General features: G+C 42.2%; 23 protein-coding genes and 3 pseudogenes. 9 read left to right on the forward strand and 17 right to left on the reverse strand.

Translation table 11 applies throughout. The annotated features are described in order from the left end of the window. Nucleotides 1-151: 151 nt before the first annotated feature. Nucleotides 152-262 (reverse strand): annotated as a pseudogene (locus R0K30_RS09450) (hypothetical protein); the annotation flags it as partial. Nucleotides 263-316: 54 nt separating this feature from the next. Beyond that, entirely contained in the window at nucleotides 317-1702 is a 1386-nt protein-coding gene (locus tag R0K30_RS09455; RefSeq protein WP_180275513.1) for an SLC13 family permease, read from the reverse strand. A gap of 282 nt (nucleotides 1703-1984) precedes the next feature. Here R0K30_RS09455 and pbp4 point away from each other — a divergent pair, with 282 nt between their 5' ends. Continuing rightward, on the forward strand, nucleotides 1985-4024 hold the full coding sequence (gene pbp4, locus R0K30_RS09460; RefSeq protein ID WP_410610322.1) for a penicillin-binding protein PBP4(5): 2040 nt from the start codon (nucleotides 1985-1987) through the stop codon (nucleotides 4022-4024). A gap of 438 nt (nucleotides 4025-4462) precedes the next feature. Here pbp4 and R0K30_RS09465 read toward each other — a convergent pair. After that, a pseudogene (locus R0K30_RS09465) lies at nucleotides 4463-5029 on the reverse strand (lytic polysaccharide monooxygenase auxiliary activity family 9 protein); the annotation flags it as partial. Nucleotides 5030-5158: 129 nt separating this feature from the next. Further along, nucleotides 5159-5560: pseudogene (locus tag R0K30_RS09470) on the reverse strand (plasmid recombination protein). 171 nt (nucleotides 5561-5731) lie between these two features. Here R0K30_RS09470 and R0K30_RS09475 point away from each other — a divergent pair. Further along, nucleotides 5732-6970 carry an MFS transporter gene (locus R0K30_RS09475; protein ID WP_410610324.1) on the forward strand — a complete coding sequence of 413 codons (1239 nt, stop codon included), beginning with the start codon at nucleotides 5732-5734 and terminating at the stop codon, nucleotides 6968-6970. Between the two features lie 220 nt (nucleotides 6971-7190). On the opposite strand, the gene R0K30_RS09480 is transcribed toward R0K30_RS09475, so the two are convergent. From R0K30_RS09480 to rfbF, 5 genes are read right to left on the reverse strand one after another with little or no spacing between them, the layout of a single operon-like run. Continuing rightward, the gene (locus R0K30_RS09480) at nucleotides 7191-8120 is read right to left on the reverse strand and encodes a putative nucleotide-diphospho-sugar transferase (protein ID WP_410610326.1); all 930 of its coding nucleotides are present in this window, start codon (nucleotides 8118-8120) and stop codon (nucleotides 7191-7193) included. Next, nucleotides 8121-9311: a glycosyltransferase family 2 protein gene (locus R0K30_RS09485; RefSeq protein ID WP_410610328.1), complete on the reverse strand. Its 1191-nt coding sequence runs from the start codon at nucleotides 9309-9311 to the stop codon at nucleotides 8121-8123. After that, nucleotides 9308-10219 (reverse strand): putative nucleotide-diphospho-sugar transferase, encoded by a 912-nt coding sequence (locus tag R0K30_RS09490; RefSeq protein ID WP_410610330.1) that lies wholly within the window; start codon nucleotides 10217-10219, stop codon nucleotides 9308-9310. The genes R0K30_RS09485 and R0K30_RS09490 overlap by 4 nt, the downstream gene beginning before the upstream one ends. Nucleotides 10220-10231: 12 nt before the next feature. Beyond that, nucleotides 10232-11203, reverse strand: a complete 972-nt coding sequence (locus R0K30_RS09495; RefSeq protein WP_410610561.1) for a GDP-mannose 4,6-dehydratase — start codon at nucleotides 11201-11203, stop codon at nucleotides 10232-10234. A gap of 4 nt (nucleotides 11204-11207) precedes the next feature. Continuing rightward, on the reverse strand, nucleotides 11208-11972 hold the full coding sequence (rfbF, locus tag R0K30_RS09500; protein ID WP_099727332.1) for a glucose-1-phosphate cytidylyltransferase: 765 nt from the start codon (nucleotides 11970-11972) through the stop codon (nucleotides 11208-11210). A 352-nt stretch (nucleotides 11973-12324) separates the two neighbouring features. Between rfbF and R0K30_RS09505 the strand changes: the two genes are divergently transcribed. Further along, nucleotides 12325-12474, forward strand: coding sequence for a DUF1540 domain-containing protein (locus R0K30_RS09505; RefSeq protein WP_099727333.1), 150 nt, complete (start codon nucleotides 12325-12327; stop codon nucleotides 12472-12474). A 198-nt stretch (nucleotides 12475-12672) separates the two neighbouring features. Continuing rightward, complete coding sequence (locus R0K30_RS09510) at nucleotides 12673-13752, forward strand: DUF3900 domain-containing protein (protein ID WP_099727334.1); 1080 nt, start codon at nucleotides 12673-12675, stop codon at nucleotides 13750-13752. Between the two features lie 99 nt (nucleotides 13753-13851). Here R0K30_RS09510 and R0K30_RS09515 read toward each other — a convergent pair whose 3' ends face one another. Continuing rightward, entirely contained in the window at nucleotides 13852-15054 is a 1203-nt protein-coding gene (locus tag R0K30_RS09515) for an MFS transporter (RefSeq protein ID WP_099727335.1), read from the reverse strand. Nucleotides 15055-15158: 104 nt separating this feature from the next. Here R0K30_RS09515 and R0K30_RS09520 point away from each other — a divergent pair, with 104 nt between their 5' ends. Next, nucleotides 15159-16067, forward strand: a complete 909-nt coding sequence (locus tag R0K30_RS09520) for a LysR family transcriptional regulator (protein WP_099727336.1) — start codon at nucleotides 15159-15161, stop codon at nucleotides 16065-16067. A 32-nt stretch (nucleotides 16068-16099) separates the two neighbouring features. Here the strand turns inward: R0K30_RS09520 and R0K30_RS09525 are convergent, their stop codons facing one another. After that, the gene (locus R0K30_RS09525) at nucleotides 16100-16579 is read right to left on the reverse strand and encodes an aminoacyl-tRNA deacylase (RefSeq protein ID WP_099727337.1); all 480 of its coding nucleotides are present in this window, start codon (nucleotides 16577-16579) and stop codon (nucleotides 16100-16102) included. Between the two features lie 145 nt (nucleotides 16580-16724). On the opposite strand from R0K30_RS09525, the gene R0K30_RS09530 reads away from it, so the two are divergent. Further along, complete coding sequence (locus R0K30_RS09530; RefSeq protein ID WP_410610335.1) at nucleotides 16725-17927, forward strand: MFS transporter; 1203 nt, start codon at nucleotides 16725-16727, stop codon at nucleotides 17925-17927. Nucleotides 17928-17940: 13 nt separating this feature from the next. On the opposite strand, the gene R0K30_RS09535 is transcribed toward R0K30_RS09530, so the two are convergent. After that, on the reverse strand, nucleotides 17941-18672 hold the full coding sequence (locus tag R0K30_RS09535) for a MurR/RpiR family transcriptional regulator (RefSeq protein WP_099727339.1): 732 nt from the start codon (nucleotides 18670-18672) through the stop codon (nucleotides 17941-17943). Between the two features lie 205 nt (nucleotides 18673-18877). Here R0K30_RS09535 and R0K30_RS09540 point away from each other — a divergent pair, with 205 nt between their 5' ends. Further along, the gene (locus R0K30_RS09540) at nucleotides 18878-20206 is read left to right on the forward strand and encodes a 6-phospho-beta-glucosidase (protein ID WP_410610338.1); all 1329 of its coding nucleotides are present in this window, start codon (nucleotides 18878-18880) and stop codon (nucleotides 20204-20206) included. Nucleotides 20207-20241: 35 nt separating this feature from the next. Here the strand turns inward: R0K30_RS09540 and R0K30_RS09545 are convergent, their stop codons facing one another. Continuing rightward, entirely contained in the window at nucleotides 20242-20889 is a 648-nt protein-coding gene (locus R0K30_RS09545; protein WP_410610340.1) for a DUF3885 domain-containing protein, read from the reverse strand. Nucleotides 20890-21002: 113 nt separating this feature from the next. On the opposite strand from R0K30_RS09545, the gene R0K30_RS09550 reads away from it, so the two are divergent. Beyond that, nucleotides 21003-21209 (forward strand): hypothetical protein, encoded by a 207-nt coding sequence (locus tag R0K30_RS09550; protein WP_410610342.1) that lies wholly within the window; start codon nucleotides 21003-21005, stop codon nucleotides 21207-21209. A 10-nt stretch (nucleotides 21210-21219) separates the two neighbouring features. Here the strand turns inward: R0K30_RS09550 and R0K30_RS09555 are convergent, their stop codons facing one another. After that, entirely contained in the window at nucleotides 21220-22140 is a 921-nt protein-coding gene (locus R0K30_RS09555; RefSeq protein WP_410610343.1) for an NAD(P)/FAD-dependent oxidoreductase, read from the reverse strand. A 64-nt stretch (nucleotides 22141-22204) separates the two neighbouring features. After that, a complete protein-coding gene (locus R0K30_RS09560) occupies nucleotides 22205-22642 on the reverse strand; it encodes an Rrf2 family transcriptional regulator (RefSeq protein ID WP_410610345.1) in 438 nt (145 codons plus the stop codon). Nucleotides 22643-22826: 184 nt separating this feature from the next. Here R0K30_RS09560 and R0K30_RS09565 point away from each other — a divergent pair, with 184 nt between their 5' ends. Next, nucleotides 22827-23198, forward strand: a complete 372-nt coding sequence (locus R0K30_RS09565; RefSeq protein WP_099727344.1) for a hypothetical protein — start codon at nucleotides 22827-22829, stop codon at nucleotides 23196-23198. A 114-nt stretch (nucleotides 23199-23312) separates the two neighbouring features. Here R0K30_RS09565 and R0K30_RS09570 read toward each other — a convergent pair whose 3' ends face one another. Both R0K30_RS09570 and R0K30_RS09575 read right to left on the reverse strand, forming a co-directional pair. Further along, nucleotides 23313-24641: a 6-phospho-alpha-glucosidase gene (locus tag R0K30_RS09570; protein ID WP_268254903.1), complete on the reverse strand. Its 1329-nt coding sequence runs from the start codon at nucleotides 24639-24641 to the stop codon at nucleotides 23313-23315. 17 nt (nucleotides 24642-24658) lie between these two features. Next, nucleotides 24659-26248: an alpha-glucoside-specific PTS transporter subunit IIBC gene (locus tag R0K30_RS09575; protein WP_367308183.1), complete on the reverse strand. Its 1590-nt coding sequence runs from the start codon at nucleotides 26246-26248 to the stop codon at nucleotides 24659-24661. Nucleotides 26249-26312: the final 64 nt, after the last annotated feature.

The following is a 26312-nucleotide window of genomic DNA, read 5'->3' on the forward strand; positions in this document are numbered from 1 at the left end:
GCGGAGCGAATTTGAGATTCGTGAGCACCGGCACGCAGGACTGACACCGAATGCGAGGGTTTGTCTACACGCTGAAGAGACACGGGGATTCCCGGTCTCTTTTTTTGTTTAAATGAAACTGTTTTTTGCTGAATTCGAGTCCACACACATACTTCCTTTGAATGGATTTAGCTGCTGGTGAAAAAGAGGCAGGTGAGTCCACTTGATCTCGATCATCTACGTGGCTTTTTGTCCCGGCAAAACCGCTTGCATCTCCAACATTCTATCCCTACCCGTGATTGCCAATCTGCTAGCTATTTGTCCGACATTCATCGGTTCAGCTTTTAAGCACGATCGGCAGCCAGAAATAAACCGCAAGGACAATCGCCACAATACTGATGATATTTAACCAAAAGCCCGCCTTGACCATATCAGAGATTTTCAGCACGTCCGCACTAAAGACAGCCGCATTTGGCGGTGTAGAAATGGGCAGCATAAACGCACAAGAGGAAGCTAAAGCAGCCGCAGCCATTAAACCGTACGGCTCGATGCCAATCGCAAGGCCAAGTCCTACCGTAATCGGAATAATCATATTGGCAACAGCTGTATTGGACATAATTTCTGTCATAAATAAAATAGCGCTTGATAAAATAATCAGGAGCATGAGATATGAAAGCCCATTTAAATGCTGTAAATTTTCCCCGATCCATCCTGTTAGATTGGTCTCTGCAAAGCCCGTAGCGAGCGAAAGCCCGCCCCCAAACAAAAGCAAAAGTCCCCACGGCAGCTGCTTCATATCCTGCCATTCTAGTATTCTCTCTCCATTTGTCGCTGGAATGAGAAATAACAACATCGCACCAAAAATGGCGATAGATGTATCAGATACGGTGATCCCTCCAAACAAAAAGATTTTAAATATCCACAAAAAAGCCGTCATGAGAAAAATAACAAAAACCCATTTTTCCTCTTGTTTCATTTTGCCTAAATCTTCTAACCCCTTCCGTATGAACGCTGCACTCATTTCACCTGTATGCTCTACCTTGAACTGTATCTTGGTCAAATACAGAAATAAGAGAATAAGAAGAACAATCGCCACGGGAAAACCAAACAAAAACCATTCAAAGAACATAATTTCCCGATCTAACAGCTTTTTTGACATCGCTGCAAAAACAGCATTTGGCACTGACCCAACAAGTGTCGCCAAGCCACCAATTGACGCTGAATAAGCAACCGATAGTAAGATACTTTTGCTGAAGCGATCAAGAGATGCACCAGATAAGATTTCGTTCGCTTTGACCTCTTTAATAACAGCCAATGCCACCGGCAGCATCATCAGTGCTGTAGCTGCATTAGAAATCCACATAGATAAAAAAGCAGTCGCGATCATGACACCTAATACAATGCGGTCACTTCTTGTGCCAATGATCTTTAAAATATGTAATGCCATTCTTCTATGTAAATTCCATTTTTCAATTGCGATTGCGATCATAAATCCGCCCATGTACATAAAGACAATCGGGTCTCCATAAGCCCTTGATGTTTGCTCCATAGAGAGTCCGCCAAGTGTTGGCAGAAGGATGATTGGCAATAAAGAGGTTGCTGGTATCGGCAATGCTTCTGTCACCCACCACGTCGCAGTCCAAGCCGTAATGCCTAATACCACTCTCGCAGCATAGGCCAATTCATCTTCTGGTATGAGAAAAAAAATCAAGAAGAAGAGCATTGGTCCAAGAACAAGTCCAGTCAAATTCACTTTTTTATAAACGATGACAATCCCCCCTAATGAAAACGCTTGTTAAAAATTTTTCTGATTTTCCACATTCGATGATTTCTAAAGAAATCCTTTAAATCATAAGAAAAAATGAAGATATCTTTTAGATAAACTTACTGTCATTATTCACATTCCTAAACCATGACTTGGTCTATTTTCATAGGAGAAACTATACAAATCACACGCAATAACTGTAAAATATAGAGGATCTAATCAAAAATTGAGGTGTTTTCATTGTATACAGATCAACGAAAATCATTTTGGAAACAAAAAAAAGTCATTATACCCATTCTTAGTATGATCGTGATTGCTGCTGCCTTCTTTTTCTTAAAAGATACTCTTCTCTCAAAAGAAAAAGAGGCGTTACAGGCGGCCGAGTCCTTTACGAAACACATGGAGAAGAAAGACTTTGCGAAGCTGGCAGACGAGGTAACGAGTGCGTCTCTGAAAGCCAATGACTTCTCCAAAAAACAACTAGCCGAAAAATACGACAATATTTTTAATGGAATTGGTGCTTATGATCTGAACGTATCAAAGGTCAAAGTCGAAAAACAGGACAAAGGAAATGGGTATCAGTTCACCTATGATGTCACGATGAAAACGTCTCTTGGAAAGCTGAACAAGCTGTCATACAAGGGGGTTCTCACCGAAGAGGCTGACAAGTGGAAAGTGGACTGGAAGCAAAATCTCATCTTCCCGCAAATGGAGAAGGGAGATACCATCAAAGTAAAATCAGATCCTGCTGTACGTGGAAATATTGTGGACCGGAAAGGCCGTACTTTAGCAGAAACAACTGGTGGAAACGCTCTTGGCATCATCCCAGGAAAGCTCGGGACAGGGAAAGAAAAAGAACGCAATATGAAAAAGATCAGCAAAGCTTTTGATATAGATGAAGAACTGATTCAAAATCAGCTGAAACAAACATGGGTCACAGACGACACGTTTGTTCCGCTGAAATCTATGTTAAAGCAAATGCCGATTCCAAAGGACGTAAACGGCGTCACCTATCAATCGAAGGAAATGCGCTACTATCCATATAACGAAGCCGCTGCTCATCTAACAGGCTATGTCGGAAAAGCAAATTCGGATGATATCAAAAGGAATCCAGCATTAAAGGCTGATCAAATCATTGGCAAAACCGGTCTTGAATTCACATTCGATCAAAATTTACGAGGACAAGATGGCGGAAGCATTCTCATTGTCCATGATGAAACAGGTATTGAAGAGACATTGCAAAAAACAGACCGAAAAGACGGAAAAACAGTGAAGCTGACCATTGATGCTTCATTACAGAAAAAAGCCTATGAGCAGCTGAAAGGTGAAAAAGGGGCTGTCACCATCATGAATCCATCATCTGGTGATCTATTAGCGCTTGTCAGCACCCCTTCCTACGATGTCAATCTCATGACAAACGGGATAACACCTAAGCAATATCAGGCATACAGTGAAAATCCGGACCTCCCATTCCAAGCTCGATATGCGAGCCGGTATGCACCAGGGTCCACATTCAAAACCATTACAGCAGCCATTGGGCTGGAAACAGGTGTCACAAAGCCTAATAAAGTGCGCACCATTCATGGACTGAAATGGCAAAAGGATCAATCATGGGGAAATTATCAAATTACACGGGTGCACGCCAAAGAAAAAGTGAATATGGTCGATGCCCTTGTGTACTCTGACAATATTTACTTCGGACAGGAAGCACTTGAAATTGGTAAAGACACCTACGAGAAAAAAGTGAAAACTTTTGGGTTTGGCGAAGACTTACACATGCCATTTACAATGAAACCAGCACAAGTATCGAACGATGGCATTCAATCGGACATCCTACTCGCTGACTCGGCATATGGTCAAGGTGAATTACTCATGTCACCGATTGAGCAAGTGCATGCCTATTCTCCTTTTGCAACCGGAGGCAAGCTTGTCTATCCTCGAGTGATTCAAGATGAAAAAACAGCATCACCAAAGCAGATCATCAAAGAAGACTCAGCAAACACGGTGAAAGACGCGCTGACCCAAGTCGTCACCAATCCAAACGGTACAGCTCACTCCTTACAAATCAAAGGAGCAGATATCGCCGCTAAAACTGGAACGGCAGAGCTGAAGAGCAAACAAGGTGCAACAGATGGCACTGAAAATGGATTTTTACTTGCGTTTAATCCTAAAAAAGAAGATTACGTCCTCGTCGGCATGATCGAAGGTGTGAAAAACCGCGGCGGCAGTGGACTTGTCATTCAAAAAATGAAGCCTGTGATCGCTTCTTTTTATCAATAATCCTTTAGAGACACACGCTCAATCAAGAGCTTGTGTCTCTTTGGTTTTGTGAATGAGTCAACTCCTTAATGCTCACTTTCGTTCCGCTTACCGTTGACTCATGTGTAGGGTTGGGAAACTTGTTCCCCTTCCTACCCCTCAAAAAGTATACCAGCTTTTCGTATTCTCCAGAAATCCCGCGCTTTTTATTCCATCCCTGCCGCACCCAGTCCCCTCACAATCTTGCCTCGGGAATTTCTTCGGCGGTACGATGCTGTTCGGCACCTTGCTGCCGTTTATGGATGCCGCAATGAAGAAAAAGATATAACGAATCTCAAAAACCCCGGCATGTTTTGGAGAGCCGGGGTTTTTGATCGCTTATTTTCTCTGTTTCCACCAAAACCCGCTGATTCACAAGTCGGTTTTCCAAACAGATCAAGAAAAGTCCATGCTTTATTTATTCACTAGATCAACATCAATCACTTGATAGAAAGCGTTTTCAGTATCAGCCACATCCCAAACGGTAAGTATGACATGATACCCGAGGCGGTCTTCAGGAATATAAATGTGGTGAGATAAATTGCGAGATGCAGGGGACCCGTCATGCGGAACGACGCCAATCAGTTCAAAGTCTGCGCGCTTAAGCGGTTTGTCAGGATCCCAGCCTTTTTTGGTGATATAGTAGTGCCATTGGCTCGTATTGTGGGGGGCGGTATATGTCCAGGTAAAGGTGTGTTCTCCGCCGGTCATGATATGTTTAAACCAGCGATTTTCCGACTGCTGATCAAGAATTCCGCCGAACAGTCCGCCCGCGGATGCGATTTGTCCATCTGCCGGGCCGCTATGCGGGAACCCTTTTTTCGCTTCCAGGCTTTGCGGCTCATACATCACGCTTCCACAATTCAGATTGAGAAATCCGAAAGCCTCACTGCACAGAGCCGCTCTGCTCCCCGGTTTTTCGATAAACCCATGAGCGAAGGCCTGCTGAGGAACGATGGACATCCACAGCAATCCGGCTGCTAAAATGAAAGCAGTGCTAAAGGTGGTTTTTGGCAAACAATACACGTTACAATCCCCTCTCTTTTCACAGTGTTGAGACGGGTATTGATGCAAAGAGAAAATATACGCGACCATTCCAATATTACCCATTCGATTTTAACATCTGACCATTATAAAGCCAAGGGACGATCTCATGGTTTTTTCGATTTCTTTTCCGTAGCGCTCCTGAAGAAACGCCAAATTCGATTGAAAAAATGCCTTTTCGCACTCCGGCGAAAGCCCCTCAAAAAATTCGGGGTTGGCTGAAATCATGAACGAACAGCACCGGACGGCATCTTTCCGAATCGCGCGCTTCGTTTCCCCCATTTTTTGAAATGTGCTCATTGATGATGGACTTATAATCAATCATCTGTGGTGCAATAAATCATAATTCAGCTTGGTCCGGCTCTCATCAATATCTGGATTCGTATGGCTCTCTTTTCCCCTCTCATTATGAATTTGCAGACCCTTCAAATCCGCATTTTTGAACTTCAGCATATTGCAAATGATGTAAGACAATTTCCTCTCTCACCCTCCCCGCTGAACCGCCATGTTTCCGGCGACACTTCTATGTAAGGTATTCTCTTTTTTTCTAAATCATGAAAATTTTCTATTGTTTTATAGTTCACCTTATGAATAAAATGAGGGGAATGCAAAAAGAAAACAGTTGGATGAAAGGAGGAAGTCTCATTGGCTATTGCTGCTCGTGCAAAGGATAAATCCCAAAAAGCTGTAACCGGCTCAACGGTTTATCCCATTTTATTGATCATTGGTATTTGTCATATGCTCAACGACACATTACAAGCCGTTATTCCTGCCATGTTCCCTATTTTAGAACGCTCAATGGGGCTGACCTTTACACAATTAGGGCTGATTGCCTTTACATTAAATATGGTCTCCTCCGTGATGCAGCCTGCAATTGGGTGGTACACAGATAAACGGCCGATGCCCTATGCACTTCCTATTGCTTTATTCTCAAGTGCTGTCGGTATATTCGGACTTGCGTTTGCCCCATCCTTTGCGACCATTTTGCTTTGCGTTGTCTTTATCGGACTCGGCTCTGCGATCTTCCATCCAGAAGGTTCACGTGTGGCCAACATGGCAGCTGGTCCAAGACGAGGACTTGCCCAGTCCATCTATCAAGTAGGCGGGAATACAGGTCAAGCCTTTGCACCACTTATCGCTGCATTAATGCTCGTTCCGCTCGGTCAGCCAGGAGTGGCTTGGTTTACGATTGTTGGAATGCTTGCTGTCGGTTTCCTTCTCTATATTTCAAGATGGTACGCTGCGAAGCTTCAAGCCATTAGAGCACATGCGAAGAAAGCACATGCGAAAGCTCCAAGGTCTGATATTCACCGTAAGTCAGCACTCACAGCACTTGGCATTATCGTCTTCCTTATTTTTGCCCGCTCTTGGTATGGAAATGCCATTTCGAATTTCTATGCGTTCTATGCCATTGAACAATACGGTGTGACGATTAAAGAATCACAGACTTATATCTTCATATTTCTTATTCTAGGTGCAGTCGGGACATTTTTAGGCGGACCGCTTGCAGATCGATTTGGTAAGAAAAATGTGATTTTGGCTTCATTATTGGCATCCTTTCCACTTGCACTTCTATTACCTTTTGCTGGACCTGTTCTTGCATACGCTTTGCTTGGACTCATTGGCCTGATTTTGATGTCAAGCTTCTCTGTCACAGTGGTATATGCTCAAGAACTATTTCCCGGGAAAATTGGCACAATGTCTGGTTTAACTGTTGGGCTTGCGTTTGGAATGGGTGCGATCGGATCGATTGCCCTCGGCTCATTGATTGACGCCTTTGGTTTAACCCCTACAATGATCGGTGCTGCCTTTTTACCGATTTTAGGGATTTTAGCCGTTTTACTTCCTAGTGATCACACCATCTCCAAATGGAATGAATCATAAAATTAAAAACCGCTCAGTAAATGAGCGGTTCAGATTGATGACAAAGGGCTAAAATGAACTTTATTTTAGCCCTTTGTCTTCTTTTCAGCGTGTTATGAAAACCCTTGAAGTCTAGGATGGACGAGTACCGGAGCGGAGCGAATTTGAGATTCGTGAGGACTGACACCGAATGCGAGGGTTTATCTACACGCTGAAACCGCTCAGATAATGAGCGGTTTTTTCATATCTCATAAAAATGCGTGTCGGGAACATGCTTCTTCGCAATAAACCCTTGCTGAAATTCTGGAAATATCTCTTGCACCTGTTTAATTTTTTGATGAACCAAATTGGCATACGGAATATACAGATGATCCACAAGCTTTTGTTCTTTCATATAGTAATACCAATTGAGATTAAAGGTATTCTCATCAATGATCGTAAAGGCAGAAAAATGATAGAACAGTAGAGGATTTTCGTCGAGGTAAATATCCCCTTCCACAATGGAAAGCTTATAGTTTTCAATGTTCCAAATCGCCGCATTGGCCCCTTTAGATGTCACCACATGGACACCTTCAAAATCATCAATCCAACTTTCAACATACCGCTGGTCTCCGTACGTCTTTTTTTCCGTATCCATTTCTACTGTACAGTGCGCAATGCAGTTTTCTTTCCATTGCGTTACCGCCTGTTTGGCAACGTCTGTGTTACGACAGCCTACAAAACCAGTATTAAAGCGGCCGGACAATTCATAAAAGTGATAGAATCGCTTGGAATTCATATGATCCGTCAAAAATAAATGAGCGAGTGAATTCTCTTCAAATATCGCCCCTGGATCATGATAAAAATACAAATCAGTATCCAAATGAGCGAGATAATCCGCATCTGAGGACTCAAGAATTTTGAGTAGAAAGGCAGGCTTTAACGTCCAGCAATACTCATGAAACGTACGATCACCTTTTGCCTTTCGCAGCGAATCATCTTCAATGTCTTCAAGCTGTTCATATTGGACATGCGGATGAGGGAACTCACTTAACACCTTGTAAGCCAAAGGGTCCGCACATAAAACAGACAGCTTGAATGAATGGGCGGTTTGTTCAAGTGAATGAATCAGTGCGAGCAGCTTAAATACATGGGTATTCGACACAATGGTTGTAAAATGATAGGATGCCATCTACAACACATCCACTTGAAACAAATCAACGCATAACAGCTCATTCGTCAGCCTTTGAATTGCTTCCACAAGAACCGTGCAGCCATATTCCTGCCTTGCAAGCTGCGCAGTCTCTGACAGCTTTTTCAAAGGAAAGTGCTTTGCTGTCAGCACATCTTGTTGATCACGTTTGATGCCTACATTCCGCTCTGTGATCAAATGAAGCAGCTCTAAAAAATAAGATAACAGACCATCAAATGACGGATTCTCACGCAGCTGACGAATTTCTTTCACGATGTCATTTGTCACCGTGTGAGAAAACGGGCCAGAGAATGCCAAATGGGCATCAATGGAATCAATATTGTTATACTTCTCGCACATATACAAAATGTTATATTTAATGTCATCAAATGACGTTAAATTACTCGGATGCTCCTGATGCACACTCATGATATCCTCTCTCAATTCAAATGACAGGCCAAGCTGATGCAGACGAATCCCTAAATCATAATCCTCAAACCCGTACCGAACGATATTTTCATCAAACATCCCCAGTGCCATGACATGCTTTCGCTTTACTGAGGAGTTATTTGTAATGAAAAATCGCCACGGCAGCTCATAAGAACTTAAATCATAGTGGTACGTGTGCAAGATGTCTTTGAGGATATCAATAAACTCAGACTGCAAATCAAAGCTTTTCTCTAGAAATGCACCATTTTCGACTTCTTCCATTGATAAAAGAGGCGTTTTGTTCTTCATTTCCCGCTGATACAGCCCTTGTGTTTTCAATCGCTTCACGTGATCTTCATCAAATGCTGTGTAAAAATAACGATAGATCCGCTTCCAGCACACACCGCAAATGACGAGATCCTCTTGATCTGCATGCGCCTCTCTATGCTTTTGAATAAACCTCGGCTCTGCCAGCATATCGCTGTCATGGAAAATCAGCAGGTCTCCCTCTGCTTCGCGAATGGCATGATTGCGTCCCTTGGCAATCCCTTGATTGACAGGGATACGCACCTTTTTGATCGGAAAGTTCACCTCAATTTTTTCGAGCATTTCCATCGTGCCATCCGTTGACCCATTATCGGCGACAATGACCTCAAATGGAATATCCGTTTCCTGAAGCGTTAAGGAAAAGAGGCTGCCTTCTAAGCGCTCTTTCGCATTATAGCTTGGAATAATGACGCTTACCTTTGGCTTTTTGTTCATGCGTCATCCCCCTCGAGTTTGGCATAGCCGTTAAACATTGGGTTGACTCGCTCCACAGATTCAATCACATGACGAAGCATTTCCCGATAGGCTTCTTGGAAAAATGGCAAGTCATTTCTCCCTTTTTCATGGATTTGCTGCATATGATCCTTGCTCACGATTCGAAAGCCGCTGAAATGATAGCAAATGAGCGGGCTCCCATCCTCAAGCAGAATACGCCCATTCTCTTCCCGATAGGAATGCTGCCCATAGTTCCAATGACCAATATTGACGCCCTTTGTTTTAATATCTTCTACTTTTTCAAATAGCATCGGCATATGATCCAGATACCCTTGGTCTCCAAACTTGCCTTCTCCCGGTGCATTTTTGCATTCTTTTAGACATTCTTCTTTCCACCAGCTGAGACACTTCCGCCCGGCTTCATCTCCTTTAAAGTGTAGGAAGCCCGAGTTATAGCGTCCTAAAAGCTTCTGAAGCATTTTCACTTCCTCTGGATCAAAGCTTGGAATGACAATATCTCCTCTCGATAGTAAAACAGAGGCATCCGGCTGGTTTTGAAAAATGACTTGCGGGCTCTCATAAAAGAACAAATCCGCATCAAAATATGTCACTTCCTCCGTCTTCTCCTGTTCAAATAACCTCTCAATCCACATCGGCTTTAATGTCCAGCAATATTCCGACGCATCCCGTTTCTCTTTTTTCTCTAGCAGCTCCGGCGTTTCAAGCTCCCGTACATGAACAAGATCGACATGTGGGAAATTCATTTGACGAAGCAAATCAAATGCAGCATCATCCATACATAACGTCTTGATGACAGCATCATCTTCTACTTGCTTCAACGATAAGAAAAACGCAATGGCTTGATAAAGTCTTCCACTTGATAGAACCGTACAATATATGCTGTTCATCTATTTACACCTCTATTTCTGAAAAAATTCGCGGTACCATTCAATTGTCTTTTCTAAACCTTCATCAATGGAGTAGTCAGGCTTCCAATCAAGCAGTTTTCTCGCTTTTTCTGCCGATAAATATTGATGCTTAATCTCATGCGTTCCTTGATTCAAAATACGAGGCTTCAGATCGCTTCCCATTGCCTTTAAAATCTTATCCACGAGCTCAAGGACCGTCAGCTGAATTTCATTACTAAAGTTAAAGGCTTCTCCTGCCAGCCCTTTTTCCTCCATTTTTTCAGCTAGCAGCAAATAGGCCTTGACCGCATCTTCAATGTAGAAGTAATCACGAATAAAAGTGCCGTCACTTCTAATTTCCGGTGTCTCCCCCTCTAAAACTAGCTGAATGGTTTGCGGAATAATTCGGTTAAAATTCAAATCTCCGCCTCCGTATAAATTGCCGCATCGCGTAATACAAACCGGAAGACCATATGTGTTGTAGTATGTGTGAGAAATCAAATCTGCACAGCTTTTCGATACATCATACGGATGTTTCCCGTTAAGCGGCATCTCTTCATCATATGGAAGCTGCTCCTGATCACCGTATGCTTTGTCACTTGAAGCCACAATCACTCGTTTGATCAGCGGCTGTCTTCTGCACGCCTCCAGCACATTCCATGTACCTAAAATGTTAGCTTCAAATGTAGAAACAGGATGTCTATTTGCGACCCCAACAATGGCTTGGGCCGCCAAATGGAAGACGGTATCAATTTCGTATTCTCCTAACGCACGTTCAATCGTTTGCATGTCCTCCAATGCGCCTTGCACCACATTCATCTTTTCAAATTGACTGTCTTGATATAAATTCGATCTTGGCACCTGATCACGCACAAGCCCTGTCACGTTGGCGCCTTGATCAATCAATTCCTTGACGAGATAGCTTCCTAACAGCCCTGTACATCCAGTCACAAATACGTTCTTGCCATTCCAAAATCCGCTCATGCTGTCACCAAACCTTCCATGGTTGTTTTCCTTCTGCCCACATGCCATTGATTTCCTTCAGATTTTTATACGTATCAATTGCTGTCCAAAACCCGTGGTGCTCATAAACCGCAAGCTCTCCATCATTCGCCAGATGTTGAAGAGGCTCCGCTTCGAACACGCATTGATCATCGTCTGTCAAATAATCAAATACCTTTGGAGACAACACAAAAAATCCTCCATTGATCATCCCGATACTGTCTGTCTTCTCAGAGAAGGATTGTGCCATCCCGTTATACACCTTCAGCGTCCCGTACTGTGACATCTTTTCAATTCCCGTGACAGTGGCAGCTGCCCCAAGATCTTGATGGCGCTTGAGCAAATGAAACATATTGATATTGGCGAGCCCATCACCATACGTCATCATAAATGTCTCATCACCAATGTAGTCCTGCACCTGTTTTAAACGTCCGCCTGTCATCGTATTCTCGCCCGTATCTAAAAAGGTGATTTTCCAGCTTTCTGATTTCCCTAAAAGCTTCATTTCTCTTGTCGACATATCCAGCTGCATGCTGTGATTCCGCCAGTCGTAGTTGAGAAAATACTCTTTGATCTTCTCTCCTTTATATCCAAGCAATAAGATAAACTCGTCTACACCGTAATACTGATAGATTTTCATAATATGCCATAGAATAGGCCGATCTCCGATCATAGCAAGTGGTTTAGGAAGCGCTTGTGTGACCTCACTCATTCTCGTTCCCTTTCCTCCGCAGAGAATGACTGCTTTCATCTTCTCCCCTCATCTCTCTATGAAGATTTTGATTGAAAACCCTATCTTTATGTGGAAATTAGTACATGTATTCTCATACTTTGTCCGACATCAGGTTTTGAATCTACTCTATTCATATGTCGAAATGAGAGATGGTGCCACCTAGCATTTAACTATTTTTACAAATAAAAAAGAGCGAGATATGTATTCTCGCTCTTTCGGAGTTTAAATTGTATATTTTCAGGGTAGATGGTATGATAAACACGTGCATAGGAAGCACAAACAGCCTCTTTCTATAAAGAGACTACTAGATTGAATGAATTCAAGTGGCAGCTTGCTTCATTCTCAATATGAATCACGGAGGTGAATTCCCATGGCACAAAACGTACTTTGTGAAGTGAACTCTTGCCGTTTTTGGGCTAAAAACAGCTGTACAGCTTCTACAATTAAAATTGGTAAAAGCACAATGACTGACGTGACTCGCAATGCAGAAACTGATTGCGAAACATTTGAAACAAAATAATACATTTTTCTAAGATGAAGGAACTGGCAGGTTCCTTCTTTTCTTTTATCATTCTATCAAGAATGATAATTATTATCAAGTGTTTTTCAATAAACATTTCTCGGGAAATAATGACACGATATTTCTCCATTCGTTGACGATTTTCACTCCTTTTTCTATACTCAACTTATCCGAAGAAGAAAAAGTGGTGACCAATCAATGGATTTTACGATGCGTTTTCTATCATTCTTTGTCGTTGAAGTCGAAGGCAAAGATGAACAAGCAAATAAACGATTTAAACATTATCAAACATTAGACCAAGAGGAATTTGAACAAAGTGAGCTGAAGGACTTTTTAGACGGAGAGCTGAAAAAAATCGTCAAAAGAAAAGTGGACAGACACCCTAAATCTGAACAAGTACCGACCAAAATTGGCCGTTTCATTGTAGAACCGGGCCATGAGCTCGATTCAAATCCAAACTATAATTTATTTCATCAGACAAGATTTGCTGATTCAAAAGAAGTATTTAATGAGTGCAGTGAACAGTTTGTTCGCACGTATTTAGATACAAGTGCTGTCAGAGGCGGCGTTTTTTTAGTTGCGTCTGCGGTTCCTAAAAAGTATTTCGATGACTCCTTTGTCTTTATCATGAAATGCGATTTTGAACAGAAAGTCGCTTCTATCGCCGATACATCTACCTTGATTCGAAAAGTCGAAATGGCCATTACAACCAAAAACATGAAATCAATTCAATATCCGTTTATGCCAGAAGAGGGCATGACAGAGGAAGCAGAAGTGAAAATTCACCAGTCCTCACACGCCCGTTATTTTGAGGACTTTCTAAAATTCGTCGAATACGGAGAATCAATGCCTGAAATCATGAAATCACAGGTCATGAATATGGTGCAGGAACAAGTATTTGAAACATTACAGGATGAAAGTGAAGAATTAAAACAATTTGAAGAGGACCTTGAAATATGGGAAGCGAGTGAGAAACGAGAGATCAGGGAACGACTTGATACAGAACAGGTTACGTTAGCAGCTTCACACATTGTTGAACAAACCCCTGATATCACGATGAAAATGCGTCTAGGGGAAACGGAAATCAAAGGTCTTCTAGCAGACTTTGGCCACTCAATCCATATTGCGAAGGTCAACAATCGATATGTCGTGCTGGTTGAAGCAGACCAAATCGTATTCGAAAAAGGAAGCACACCTGTTGAATTCCATAAACCAAATGGCTTAAAAGAGGTCGTCAGCCAGCTGACGCAAAAAGCATACGATTCAGACATAGATTAAGAGAATATCACTGCCTCTTGCGTTCAGCTGCATGAGGCAGTTTATTACTTATATCAGCTTTTGCATATGCTGACATCAACATCGTAAAGCGTAAACTTTTTACGCTGCATCAGAAGAGACATGTAGCCGGCCGCCTACCGCCCACATGCTTAAAAGCAGTAAGCTTATGATGATCATCAGCCAGAAGACGCTGCTCGATCCAAAAAATTGAATCATCGTATACCCGCACAAAGGTCCTAAAGCAGCACCAATATCTTGAACGAAGGAATAGCTTGCAAGGAAGCGGTTCTTATCTGTTTGAGTAGAGGCTTTTTGAAAAGCAAGCGTATCTGTCATCGTCGTTAGGATCGTTGACAGCAGCTGGATCAAAAGCAACATAACAAGAAACCAGCCACTTACCTTCAGCATGACTGCAAGAATACTGAGACCTCCAAACGAAAGAAACATCCAGCAAAGCATTCGTTCCTTGAGCACAAGCCTGTCAAACCATCTGCCTGTTCTCGGTGCGACAAATGGTTCCCATCCCCATCTGATCGCTTGAATCCCTCCACTTAAAGCAGATGCGCCTATGACATAACCGAAAAGAGCAAATTCACCATGACCGATCTTTGCTTCAATCACATGACTTAGCGTTGAAGCAAATAAACCTTGTATCACTAGTGCTACAAGCATACCAGTCAGCAGTACTTTTACTACATCTCGTGCAAACCACTTCTGTTTAATGCCTAGATACACTTCTTTACCTTGCCCCTTTTCAATATCATCCAAAGACACATAAAAAATGCAGCCTAGCAATGTGAGTAAACCAAAGATGAGCGTCATGGATTGGAAGCCGATGAAGCTTGCGAATAGGCCGCCAAATAACATGCCGAATAAACTGCCAAGGCGGTAAAGCCCGTTATAAAGACCCGTCAAATGGCCTTGTGAGCCTTCATCCATTTCAGCAATCAACCGCATTCCACTCATACGAAGTAAAGTCCATGCCAATCCCCATACGCAGCGGCAGATCAGCAGCAGCCAAAAACCGCTGACACCATATAGTATCGTTGTCACTGAGGCGATCAAGATAGCAATCAATACGCCAGTCTTCATTGGCACATATCGGTATAGCCACCAAACAACAGGCGTTAGAGGGATGCGAATGAATCGATTGATCGACAGCAGTAATCCGACCTCCCAAATCGATGATAAACCAACCTCTCTCCAATAGATCGGAAGAACAACATAAAGCATTGAATCTCCAATAAGTGCAAACGCTGTGATGAGCGAGATTGAGACGACTTGCTTTTGACGACGGTCCATTTTTCCCTGCCTCCTTCGCTACCTTTACGATAAGGGATGCCTTATAATAAATCTAATGAATGTTTTTGATTTAATCATCAAAATAATTGATAGGTGGTGCAAAAATGAATTTACATGCCCTCCGAATTTTTGCAAAGGTCGCAGAGACAAAAAGCGTCACACAAACGGCAGACGTGTTAGCATTGACACAGCCAGCTGTGACGGCTCAATTAAGGAGCATTGAACGAGAGATCGGTTTTCGCCTTTTTAAACGTAATGGCCGGGGAATTACACTCACGGAGATGGGGAAAATTCTGTATCCTTACGCCCGGCAAGTGTTTGAAGCTGAAAAGGAAGTAGAATATCAGATCACACTATTACAAAGCGGAAAAAAAGGGAGACTCCGAATCGCTTCTACCTACGTACCGCTCAACTTTTTGCTGCCTGATTGGCTTGCTGCTTTTAAAACAGCATCACCACAGACAGAAATTGAATTGAAAAGTGGAAACTCCGCTCAAGTCATAGAGAGCCTGCTTCAATATCAATCAGATGTGGCCATCGCTGTGATTGAAGATTTGCACCACGAGGAGATTCTCATCTCCCATTTGACTCATTTAAGCTATGATTTTATTGTCCCAGCGGACCATCCATTGAACGGAAAAACCGTCCCGCTTGAACGCCTGAGCCATGAACCTTTTTTAATGCGCGAAGAAGGCAGTTCCACAAGAGAAAAGCTCTTTTCTCTCTTTACCTCTAAAGGAATTAAAAAACCGACCGTTGATTTACAATTCAGCGGTGTCCATGAAGCGATTCAAATGATCAAAGCAGGCTATGGCATCACCCTTGTTCCACGTGATGCTGTTCACAAAAGTCTCGAACGGAAAGAAATTGGGCGCGTGTACATTGAAGGAATTGAAATCGTCAGACCTGTTGTTATCTGCAAACGAGCGAATGATCTTGAAGAAAATAAGACGGTGAATGCCTTCCTGCAAATGAAAGACATTGATCCGTTTACAACTCCTGCAACAAATTAAAAAAGTGCCTGCTGAAGAAACAGGCACTTTCTCTATTCAGATGGCTGAACAATATCAAACGGTAAAGCCTTGGCCGCTTTGACTAATCGTTCTGGTGTTATCAGTATTTCATTTCCCCATTCGCCCGCTCCAACTCCTAATACCTCTTCTTCTAATAGCGAAGCTTCGATCATCGTGCGGAAGCCTTCAGGCTGCCAGCAAAATGGCGGAATCGAACCAATTCGATAGCCCGTCACTTCAAGAACCGTGTCCGGTGCAGCCATTTTGATATTACGGGAGCCGGCCGCTTTCTTTAGTTTTCCTGATTTGATATGCTGGTCAGCGCCAACCATCACAAGCAGCTGCTCCCCTTCCCCTGTTTCAAAGATCAATGTTTTGATCATTTGTCTTTCACGAAAACCAAGGGCTGCCGCTACATTTGCTGCACCTTTTTCTGTTTCGGAAGAAAATGTTTTGATGTCATATGGGATGCCGAGCTTGTCCAAAAAATCATGTGCCGGTAATTTTCTCACTAGATTGAACCCCTTTCCTTACGGTGTCTTTCATTTAGCTTATCACAATCATCTCATCCTTAAGATGTATTTTTCAATGCAAAGCCTCTGGGCACTTCATCCCCATGCTATACTGAACTTGTTTTTGAAAAGGAGCCGGTTTGATATGGGAAACAAGTTTTGGTTTTATACAGGCAGTAAAAGCCTTCTCATGCTAAGTGATATTCTTTTTGTGATGACGATCACGTTTGTGATCTATCAAGATACACAATCTGTTGCCTATGCGGCTCTATTTCCGCTAATAAGAACGCTATGCCAGCTATTAGCTGGGCTCATCTCCCCTGTTTTGACAGATCGCTTTCAAACCTATCGTCTATTGAAATGGGTCCCACTTTTACGTCTTGTGATGCTCATCGTGTTTACATCCCAATTTCATTTCTTTCAGCAGCATATGGTCTGGATGTTTGGTGCGCTCATGTTGATTTCGATGACAGGCGGATTCATCAGTCCTTTATTACAGGCCATCATGCCAATGCTTGTGCCAGCAAATCAGCTTGTGAAAGCGAACAGTACAGCCTCCATTTTTCATCAAATGGTTCAAATCGCCGGCTATTCGTTTACTGGAATGCTCGTCTTGTGGATTGGGCCATTTTATTTACTGGGGATTACTTGTCTCATGATTGTGTTGTCTTATTTGTTTTTCATCCCTGTTTTTCCTCTTCTCAAGCAAGAAGACATAGATCGAAAAGCAAATAAGATGAACAGTTTCAAGGATGGCTGGGCGATTATTTGGACAAATAAAACGATTCGCACCCTGACCTTTATGGATGTTTGTGAAAATATAGCAGGTGCTGTTTGGATCGGGGCTATTACGCTTGCCTTTGTCACACACGATTTAAAGGAAAGTGAGGATTGGTGGGGCTTTATCAATGCTGCTTATTATACTGGCGCCATTATAGGTGGGCTCTTGGCTGCGTGGATGAGTCGTTTCATTCAAAAGCAGCTGCTCCTCTTTATGGCAGCAGGTTCATTCATCTATGCAGTCCTGACCATTCTTTTTGCACTGAACAGCCTTCCGTGGCTTGCTCTATTGCTTTGTATTTTGATGGGACCTGCCTATCAAATCCGGGATGTTTCGCAGCAAACCATTCTTCAAACGGAAACACCAGTCCATGATTTATCAAAGGTGTATTCCGCTCACTACGTCCTTTCTTCAGTATCTGTCGGTTTATCTATATTCTTTGTTGGGGTCATCGCAGATGCATTCGGAGCGCGGTTTGTGTATTTGTTAGGCGGTCTGTTTGTGCTCGTCTGTTCCGGTATTGCCATCCTCGCTTTTATGAGACAGAAAAAAAGAGCGGCTGTTTAATGCAGCGGCTCTTTTACTTTTCTTTTAACATCGCAAACATCTCACGGGCCATTGTTTCTAATATATACACGACCGGTGTTTGTGTGGTGATATTGGCTCTGTGCACTCGTTCATCTGTGACGTAATAGGCAATATTTAAATCAGAAATTCGCGAAATCGTGCAGTGCTGATTGTTTGTAATACTAATGATTGTGCTTCCTTCTCGTTTTAACTTCGAAATATGATCAATCGTAATACGGTTCTCCCCTGTTACAGACAGCACAATGGTGACACTATTGTCTAAATACTGCATATTCATCGGGAAAAACGGATCATTGATGTAAAATGAAAATTTCTCAAGACTCGAAAAGTACCTTGCCCCATACTGCGCCAAAATGCCAGAGCTGCCAGTCCCGATAAACAGCACATTTTTTGCTTCGGCAATGAGCCTTGCTGCCTCTTTGATTTTCTCCTCAAAGTCCCCTTTGAGTGTTCGTTCTATAAATTCATATAGAAAATGCTGGGTGCTTTTCAAAGAAGGTGTTTGCTCTGATTCTAAATACATTTTGAGCTTTACTTTAAACTCTGAAAAGCCTTCACAATTCACTTTTCGGCAAAAGCGAAGGACAGACGAGGTGGAAATATGAGCAGCATCTGCTAAGTCCCGAATTCTCATATACACGACCTTTTCACTGTTTTCCATGATGTATCGGTATAAAGCGCTTTCTAGTTCATTAAAGCTGGAAATGACCTCACTTGAAAACATCTGACTTCCCCTTTCTCCAACAATATGTCACAAGGTGTTTCTCCTATGTAACAAATCTCTAAATGAGACACCCTTGCCTAAAGACGCTGAAGTCATTTACGCGCTAGATACTCTCACGATAAGCTATAGATGTACAAACAAAAGAATAAGAATTGGCTCCACTCTATTATAACATTGGGCGTTACATTATTCGGAGGTGCAGAACATGGCAAAAGGATTAAAGGTTGTCACAATTGGCGGAGGATCAAGCTATACACCAGAGCTTGTGGAAGGATTCATTAAACGGTACGATGAATTTCAGATTAGCGAACTTTGGCTCGTCGATATTGAAGCAGGAAAAGAAAAGCTTGAGATCGTTGGAGACCTGGCAAAACGAATGGTCAAAAAAGCAGGACTTCCAATCGACGTCCATTTAACATTAGACCGTAAGAAAGCGCTTGCAGGAGCTGATTTTGTCACAACTCAATTCCGTGTCGGACTGCTTGAAGCACGCATGAAGGATGAACGCATTCCTTTAAAATATGATGTCATTGGTCAGGAAACAAATGGTCCAGGCGGCTTATTCAAAGGGCTGCGCACCATTCCTGTCATTCTTGATATTGTCAAAGATATTGAAGAATTATGCCCTGACGCATGGCTAGTGAATTTCACGAACCCTGCCGGTATGGTCACAGAAGCAGTTCTTCGCTATTCAAACCACCGCAAAGTCGTTGGCCTATGTAACGTGCCAATCGGCATTCGCATGGGTATCGCCAAAGGCCTGGATGTAGATGCAAGCAGAGTCGAAGTCAGCTTTGCTGGATTAAACCATATGGTATTTGGACTCAACGTGTTCTTAGATGGCAAAAGCATCATGGATCAAGTCATCGAAGATATGGCAGATCCAAACTCCACGATGTCGATGAACAACATTCAAGCAATCCCGTGGGATGCAGATTTCTTAAAAGGTCTTGGCGTGATTCCTTGTCCGTACCACCGCTACTACTACAAAACAAGTGATATGCTGGCTGAAGAAAAGAAAGCAGCAGCGAACGAAGGGACTCGTGCAGAAGTCGTTCGTACACTAGAAAATGACCTGTTCGAGCTTTACAAAGACCCTGATCTTGATATCAAGCCGCCACAGCTTGAAAAACGAGGCGGTGCCTACTACAGTGATGCAGCTTGTAACTTGATTGCTTCGATTTATAACGACAAGCATGACATTCAGCCTGTGAACACGATCAATAATGGCGCCATCAGCGACATTCCAAATGATTCTGCGGTTGAACTGAACTGTGTCATCACAAAAGACGGCCCAAAACCAATCGCTGTTGGTGAAATGCCGGTCGCTGTGAAAGGACTGATTTCTCAAATTAAATCCTTTGAACGTGTAGCCGCAGAAGCTGCCGTTACAGGCGATTACAACACAGCACTTGTGGCAATGACCATCAACCCGCTTGTCCCATCAGATGCCATCGCAAAAAGCATCCTAGATGAAATGCTAGAAGCACACAAAGAGTATTTGCCTCAGTTTTTCAATACAGTAGAAGCTTAAAAAGGAACACCGCACTTGTTGAAAGTGCGGTTTTCTTATTTACCTGCAAACAGCCTGTCCATCTGAGCGCGATCATAGTCTAATAGCCAGTGCGGTAAGCCTTCATAGAGTGGGCGTAGGCGTTCAGGATCTGCCGCAATGAGATCACAGCCTCGATCATCATATAAGTGAAAAATCATCTGTTTCGATAAATTGATGAGATAAATTTCATAATCAAGCTTTCCTTTCATGATTTGATTCGGTGCATAGAAATCCTCTTGGCACATGGCATGGAGAAGCGGGCGCAATCGAATATCTTGCAGCTGGCAATTGAGTGTAAATCTCTCTAATTTCAGTGCTTCTTCTAGTTCTGGTCGTACATAGGTCAAAGGCTCGTGACGTAATCGGTTACGCACTTGCCGGTGGACATATTTTTGATAGACAAGGAGCTTACGTTTCGTTAATTCATGTGCATGTTTTGTATACACATCTGTCACAAGCAGTATGTCGTCCCCTGGATGAAAAGCATATTTCACAATCTCAAAAGCACGATCCCCTGCTTTCTCTAACACGTCCGCTTCCTTTTCTATCGACCAATCTGCCACTTCAAACCGAAGTCCAAAGGGCCATTGGTAAAAAAGTGATGGCGTTAGTAAAAGATCAGGAAAATTATTTTTTAAAAACATATCTATTTGATCGCTCATATAATGTCCTTCCATTGGTTTTATTTCTTATTTTAATATTGAAGCATATGGAAAAACAATTGGAAATGAACTGTCATTTCTTATATGATGGAAAGAGATGGAGGTGTGACCAATTGAAAAAATCAAAATGGCTTTTACACGTGTTTCTCACAGCATTGATCACGATGTGGATTCAGGCTGGACTTGATCAGGCGAACATCATTCATGTCACCAATGTATGGGTCGATGCCAGCAGCTGGATCATCATCTTCTTTGTCATTTACGCTCTTTTCGAATGGACAGCTCACGTCCTATCAAAACGAAAAACCGCTCATCTTTGAACATCTCTTTTCATAGAGATGTTTTTTCTTTTTCTTGAAACGCCTCTTGTACAAGCTCATGAATCACGCCCATTCCTGCCTGACTGCCAGCTGCTGCTGCAAGAACTAGCTGAGCAGGACCGCCTAAATTATCACCACATGCAAATACACCGCTGACGGATGTGCGTCCAAGGATATCTGTTTCAATACCCGCATTCTTCGTCATTTGACAGCCAAGCTTTTCGGCAAATGGGGCTGACTGCTTGAAATCACTTGCTACAAACCCGCCTTCTCTTTTTACTCTCTCCCCATTCGCAAGTTGAAGAGAGCACAGCTGCCCATTGTCATTTTCGATCGACACAATTGGCACATCAATGACTTGTATAGAATACGCCGAAAGAAGTACCCTTTCCTCTTCAGCTAACACTTGTTGTCCATTCGTCAACACGATCAAATCCTTTGTCCAATTGGAAAGAAGCTTAGCCATATGCAAGGCACGTTGATTCTCTGCAATGAGCGCAAGTGCCTTGTCCTTTAATTCCCATCCATCACAGAAAGGACAGCTAAACAACGTCTTTCCATACACATCATGAAACCCTTTGATCTCTGGTAACATATCCTGAAGTCCTGTTGCCAATATGATTTTTTTTGATTCAACCGTATCCCCCTCTTGTGTCAGTAACGTAAAGCGGTCCTCTTTCTTTTGTATATCAACAATTCTACTTCGTTTCATTTGGATATTAGGATATGTCTGAAGATCTGCCTCTCCCGCTTTTCTAATCTCAAACGGTGTCATTCCATCGTTTGTAATAAAACCATGTGATTCCTGTGTCACTCGATTTCTTGGCTGCTCGTCATCAAACACGATGACCTGTTTTCTGCCCCTTCCCACAACAAGTGCTGCATTTAATCCAGCTGGTCCGCCTCCGATAATGGCACAATCTATTAACATGTGAATCTCTCCTTTTTATTAAAGACTTTAAAGACTCTTTATATCTATAATAGGTTCAAAAAAATCACATCTTGAGAAATGGATTTTTTTCTGTCTGCTCAATTTGGTTCGCAATATCAATTAAACGTTTTTGACTGAGGGTTTCTTGCATTTTTGTTTCAACATCCTGCATGACTTGTTCAATCAAACAACCATCGTGAGACATTAAAGACTCATGCTCTAAGGAACAGCGAAATAAATTCGTTTGTCCTTCTACAGCCTGAATGACATCTAAAAACGAAATGTCTTCCTTTCGTTTGATAATGGTGTATCCTCCCTTTGCACCAGGCGTTGATTCAATCAATCCCGCCTTCACAAGCTTTGTTAAAATTTTGGATAAATAGGTAGGTGAAAGATCTTGCATCTTAGCAAGAGGCTCAACACCAATCGCTTTGCCCTTTGGCGCAAGAGTTAAAAACACCATCGTATGCAGCGCATAGTTGGTCGCTTTAGAATATTTCATGAGGAAGCTCCTTTCTATCTATTATAGACCTTTTATATCTGTAATTGATCATAGATGATTCAAGAGAAAAAAGCAAGTGTTGTGGATCTGCTCCTCTTTTCATTCCACATTTCACATTTCCTTCCGATAATAGAAGTAAGCACGGAATAAAGTTTTGATTGAAAACTAGAAGGAGTGAAGAAAAATGTCAGATCAACAGCACAATGCAGCACACGAAGAAGAAGAGGAATTCAACGTATACGACATGCTTCCGCCCGCAGGTACAATCATCGGAGAAGCAACAGAAGAAGAAATGGAAGCTGCGGCAGCACTAGAAGTGAGACATGTCGCATTCATGCGTCTGCAAGACATGTACATTCAATTTGATGGCTCATCTTACAAAGAATTATTAAAAGACTTCCAAGAATTCGAACTCGATTCCACAAAATTTTGGAGAGCCATCGCCAGACGCCTGCAAGTCCCATACGAATGGCCAATCCGAGTCGATCACGCAAACGGCCCAATTTATATTGGTGAAACAGAAGATAGCCGTGAGGTTGAGGAGAGTGCAGAGTAAGAAAATGGAGCCCCCTTTTGGTAAGGGGGTCTTTTCGTCTCCATCACAATACATCAATTGAAAAAACAAATAAGCAATATGAGCGCTATCACGCCCATATTGCTTATTCTCATGTTATGTTAACTCTGGCCAAAATGCTTGATTTGCCACAATTAAGTCGTCTAAAATATCTTTTGCTACTTTAGCACTCGGCACCGTTTTCGATAATGTGATGGCCTGCCATAGTTTTTGATAGGAGCTTTCTTCAAATGCTTCTACTACTAATTTTTCTACGCCAACTTGCTGCTCCATGAGACTTTTTTGAAATCTAGGAATTTCTCCAACCACTAATTTTTCTGGACCGCTGCTGCCAACGATACAAGGAATTTCGACCATGGCTGTTGGGTCAAAGTTCATGATTGCGCCATTGTTCTCTACAATCATTAGCATCCGTTCCTTTTTATTAAAAGCAATGGCTCTTGCCAAATCAACGATATAAGAAGCATGTTCATCAATGGTCAGCTTTGTTTCCTTTGCAGTTCCTTTATCAATGATGGTCTGACATTCACTAAAAACAAAGGCTTCTCGCCCCTCCATCACTTCATTGGCACGTGTGAACGCTATATTTGCATGTGCCACTTCTTCATCTGGAAATAGATAGTATTTCAAATACGTATTCGGTACTGTTTTTGGATCAAGTGCTTGAATATCTTTGGCCTTTTTTAATGTGCTGTTCCAGCTCTTCTGCTGTTCTAGTTCAGATGTTCCATCTGTTGCATAACCATGCTGGCTTACATGCTGAATGACCTCAGGCATTAAGCTATTTCCTTTTTTATCTCGAATATCTGTCCACCAGCCAAAATGATTCAAACCATAGTAATCTACTTCCAGTTCTTTTCGTGAAGATAAGCCTAAATTCTTTGCAATCAATTCTTCGATGCCAATTGGCATATCACATATGTTTAAAATTTTGGAATTCGGTCTTAGCTTACGAGTTGCCTCTGCTACTATCGCTGCAGGATTAGAATAGTTTAACATCCAAGCTTCAGGTGAGTATTTTTCCATATAATCGACAAGTTCTAATACACCTGGAATGGACCGCATTCCATAAGCTATTCCACCTGGACCGCATGTTTCCTGTCCGACGACTCCATGCTTCAATGGAATTTTCTCATCTAATTCACGCATTGCATATTTGCCGACACGGATATGTGCCATCACAAAATCGACTTGAGTGAAAGCTTCTTCTGGGTCCGTGCTTGCCAGTAATCGCACTTCTGGTGCTCGTTCTTTTAACATAATCTCACATGCATCTGCAATCGTCTTTTGTCTAGATTCATCATTATCATAGAGTTTAATTGTATGAATTGGGAACTCCTCTAGATAGTCTAACAGCATCAAAATGATCCCTGGCGTAAATGTACTTCCGCCTCCAGCAATAGTAATATTAAATGTTTTTTTCATGATATCCAGCTCCTTTTTCAATCTAATGAAAGTTTTGTCTCAAAGGACTCTCTTACTTGCGGTACACTTAAGCCAACAATGATTTGAATGCTTTGACCACTCTTAGCCATTCCATGTGCCCGTTTATTTTTTGTAAAGTATTCCCTATCTTTCACCAAGCTAGGGTCAATCACTGTAATACGCAGACGCGTGGCACAGTTTGTCACATCTTTAATGTTTTCTTTACCGCCAAGGCCTTCTAAGAAATAAACGGCTTTCTCTTCATACTCAGACGCATAAACGGGCGCTTCCTTTTTGTCATGAGCTTTTTTATGAGCATTCTCATAATCTTGTTTTGTATATAGCCTCGTCTCCTCCTCATGTTTTCGTCCTGGTAATGGAATATCAAATTTTACAATCATCCATCTAAATATGACAAAATACAATGCTGTAAATAGAAGTCCAATCATTGCTTGGATCAGATAAATCCCTCCATGATTTGAAGAGAGCGGAATCCAGTTCAATGCAGCTATTTCAATAAGCCCGGAACCCATCATTCCGACAACACCAAACATATTCATGATTGTCACCATGGTGGCTCCAAGAAGTGCATGTATGACAAATAAATAAGGCGCGAGAAATAGAAATGTAAATTCAAGTGGTTCTGTAATTCCGGCAAATACCGCTGTTAATGTGGCGGGTAATACCAATGCCAGAACCTTTTTTCTGTTTTCTTTCGGGGTAGAAAAATACATGGCTAGAGCTATCCCTAAACAGCCGAACATCTTTATATTTCCATGCAGTAAAAATCCGTATGGATAAAGATCCTTCAAATTGGAAGTTGAGGTCGCAAATTCATTTAAGTGAGCAATCCAATATGGTTTTAACCCTCCATTTACAGCCGCTGGACCAAACTCAAAAGGTGTATAAATAAAATGGTGAAGTCCTGTGGGAATTAACACCCTTTCCAAGAAATGAAACAGCCAGACACCAATATAACCAGACTGTGACATGAACCCTTGGAGAGATTGAATTCCCTGCTGAACATAAGGCCATACAAAAGCCACGATAAAAGCAATAGGAATCATCACAAAGAATCCGATGATGACAACAAAGACAAGCCCCTGGAAAATCCCGAGCATTTCAGGCAGTTTTTGATCATAAAAACGATTATGGATCCAAATGACGATTCCAGATATCATCACCGCACCAATGATACTTGTATCCAGTGTAGGTATACCCGCAATTTCTTTTACTCCTGCTACGTTCTCGACTCCTTGCGATAAATCAACACCAAAAGTAGACGGCCAAAGTGTCAAAATAGCATGAATATAATTGTTAAACACAAGATAAATCATCAAAGCTGCGAGCGTAGCACGTGCTTGCGCTTTTTTTGCAAGTGAGATCGGCAAGCCAATCACAAATGCCAGCTCCATATGATTGAAAATCGTCCATCCCCCGCTTTCAATCAGTGCCCAAACCTTATACCACATCGTACCTTCTGCGGCCATTTCCCCCATAATCGCTGGATTCTTACATAAAGTCGCAAGACCTACAACAATACCAAAAAACGCGAATAAAAGGACTGGAACTACCATAGCACTGCCAAATCGCTTGATTGCATTCATAAGCATAACCCCTTTGTTTGATCCATAAGACCACTGTAAAGGCAGCGCTTACAAAAACCAATAG

Origin of the sequence: Bacillus sp. SIMBA_154, from assembly GCF_046536015.1 — a bacterium.
Classification (GTDB): domain Bacteria; phylum Bacillota; class Bacilli; order Bacillales; family Bacillaceae; genus Bacillus; species Bacillus pumilus_P.

Excerpts from the sequence above, each read along its gene's own strand:
- R0K30_RS09485 (WP_410610328.1), bottom strand. The coding sequence starts at position 9,311 with ATGAACAAAAAGCCAAAGGTAAGCGTCATTATTCCAAGCTATAATGCG.
- R0K30_RS09565 (WP_099727344.1), top strand. The coding sequence starts at position 22,827 with ATGTCAGATCAACAGCACAATGCAGCACACGAAGAAGAAGAGGAATTC.
- rfbF (WP_099727332.1), bottom strand. The coding sequence starts at position 11,972 with ATGAAAGCAGTCATTCTCTGCGGAGGAAAGGGAACGAGAATGAGTGAG.
- R0K30_RS09540 (WP_410610338.1), top strand. The coding sequence starts at position 18,878 with ATGGCAAAAGGATTAAAGGTTGTCACAATTGGCGGAGGATCAAGCTAT.
- R0K30_RS09490 (WP_410610330.1), bottom strand. The coding sequence starts at position 10,219 with ATGAACAGCATATATTGTACGGTTCTATCAAGTGGAAGACTTTATCAA.
- R0K30_RS09560 (WP_410610345.1), bottom strand. The coding sequence starts at position 22,642 with ATGAAATATTCTAAAGCGACCAACTATGCGCTGCATACGATGGTGTTT.
- R0K30_RS09555 (WP_410610343.1), bottom strand. The coding sequence starts at position 22,140 with ATGTTAATAGATTGTGCCATTATCGGAGGCGGACCAGCTGGATTAAAT.
- R0K30_RS09495 (WP_410610561.1), bottom strand. The coding sequence starts at position 11,203 with ATGAGCGGATTTTGGAATGGCAAGAACGTATTTGTGACTGGATGTACA.
- R0K30_RS09520 (WP_099727336.1), top strand. The coding sequence starts at position 15,159 with ATGAATTTACATGCCCTCCGAATTTTTGCAAAGGTCGCAGAGACAAAA.
- R0K30_RS09480 (WP_410610326.1), bottom strand. The coding sequence starts at position 8,120 with ATGGCATCCTATCATTTTACAACCATTGTGTCGAATACCCATGTATTT.
- R0K30_RS09455 (WP_180275513.1), bottom strand. The coding sequence starts at position 1,702 with ATGCTCTTCTTCTTGATTTTTTTTCTCATACCAGAAGATGAATTGGCC.
- R0K30_RS09545 (WP_410610340.1), bottom strand. The coding sequence starts at position 20,889 with ATGAGCGATCAAATAGATATGTTTTTAAAAAATAATTTTCCTGATCTT.
- R0K30_RS09515 (WP_099727335.1), bottom strand. The coding sequence starts at position 15,054 with ATGGACCGTCGTCAAAAGCAAGTCGTCTCAATCTCGCTCATCACAGCG.
- R0K30_RS09510 (WP_099727334.1), top strand. The coding sequence starts at position 12,673 with ATGGATTTTACGATGCGTTTTCTATCATTCTTTGTCGTTGAAGTCGAA.
- R0K30_RS09530 (WP_410610335.1), top strand. The coding sequence starts at position 16,725 with ATGGGAAACAAGTTTTGGTTTTATACAGGCAGTAAAAGCCTTCTCATG.
- R0K30_RS09505 (WP_099727333.1), top strand. The coding sequence starts at position 12,325 with ATGGCACAAAACGTACTTTGTGAAGTGAACTCTTGCCGTTTTTGGGCT.
- R0K30_RS09535 (WP_099727339.1), bottom strand. The coding sequence starts at position 18,672 with ATGTTTTCAAGTGAGGTCATTTCCAGCTTTAATGAACTAGAAAGCGCT.
- R0K30_RS09575 (WP_367308183.1), bottom strand. The coding sequence starts at position 26,248 with ATGAATGCAATCAAGCGATTTGGCAGTGCTATGGTAGTTCCAGTCCTT.
- R0K30_RS09570 (WP_268254903.1), bottom strand. The coding sequence starts at position 24,641 with ATGAAAAAAACATTTAATATTACTATTGCTGGAGGCGGAAGTACATTT.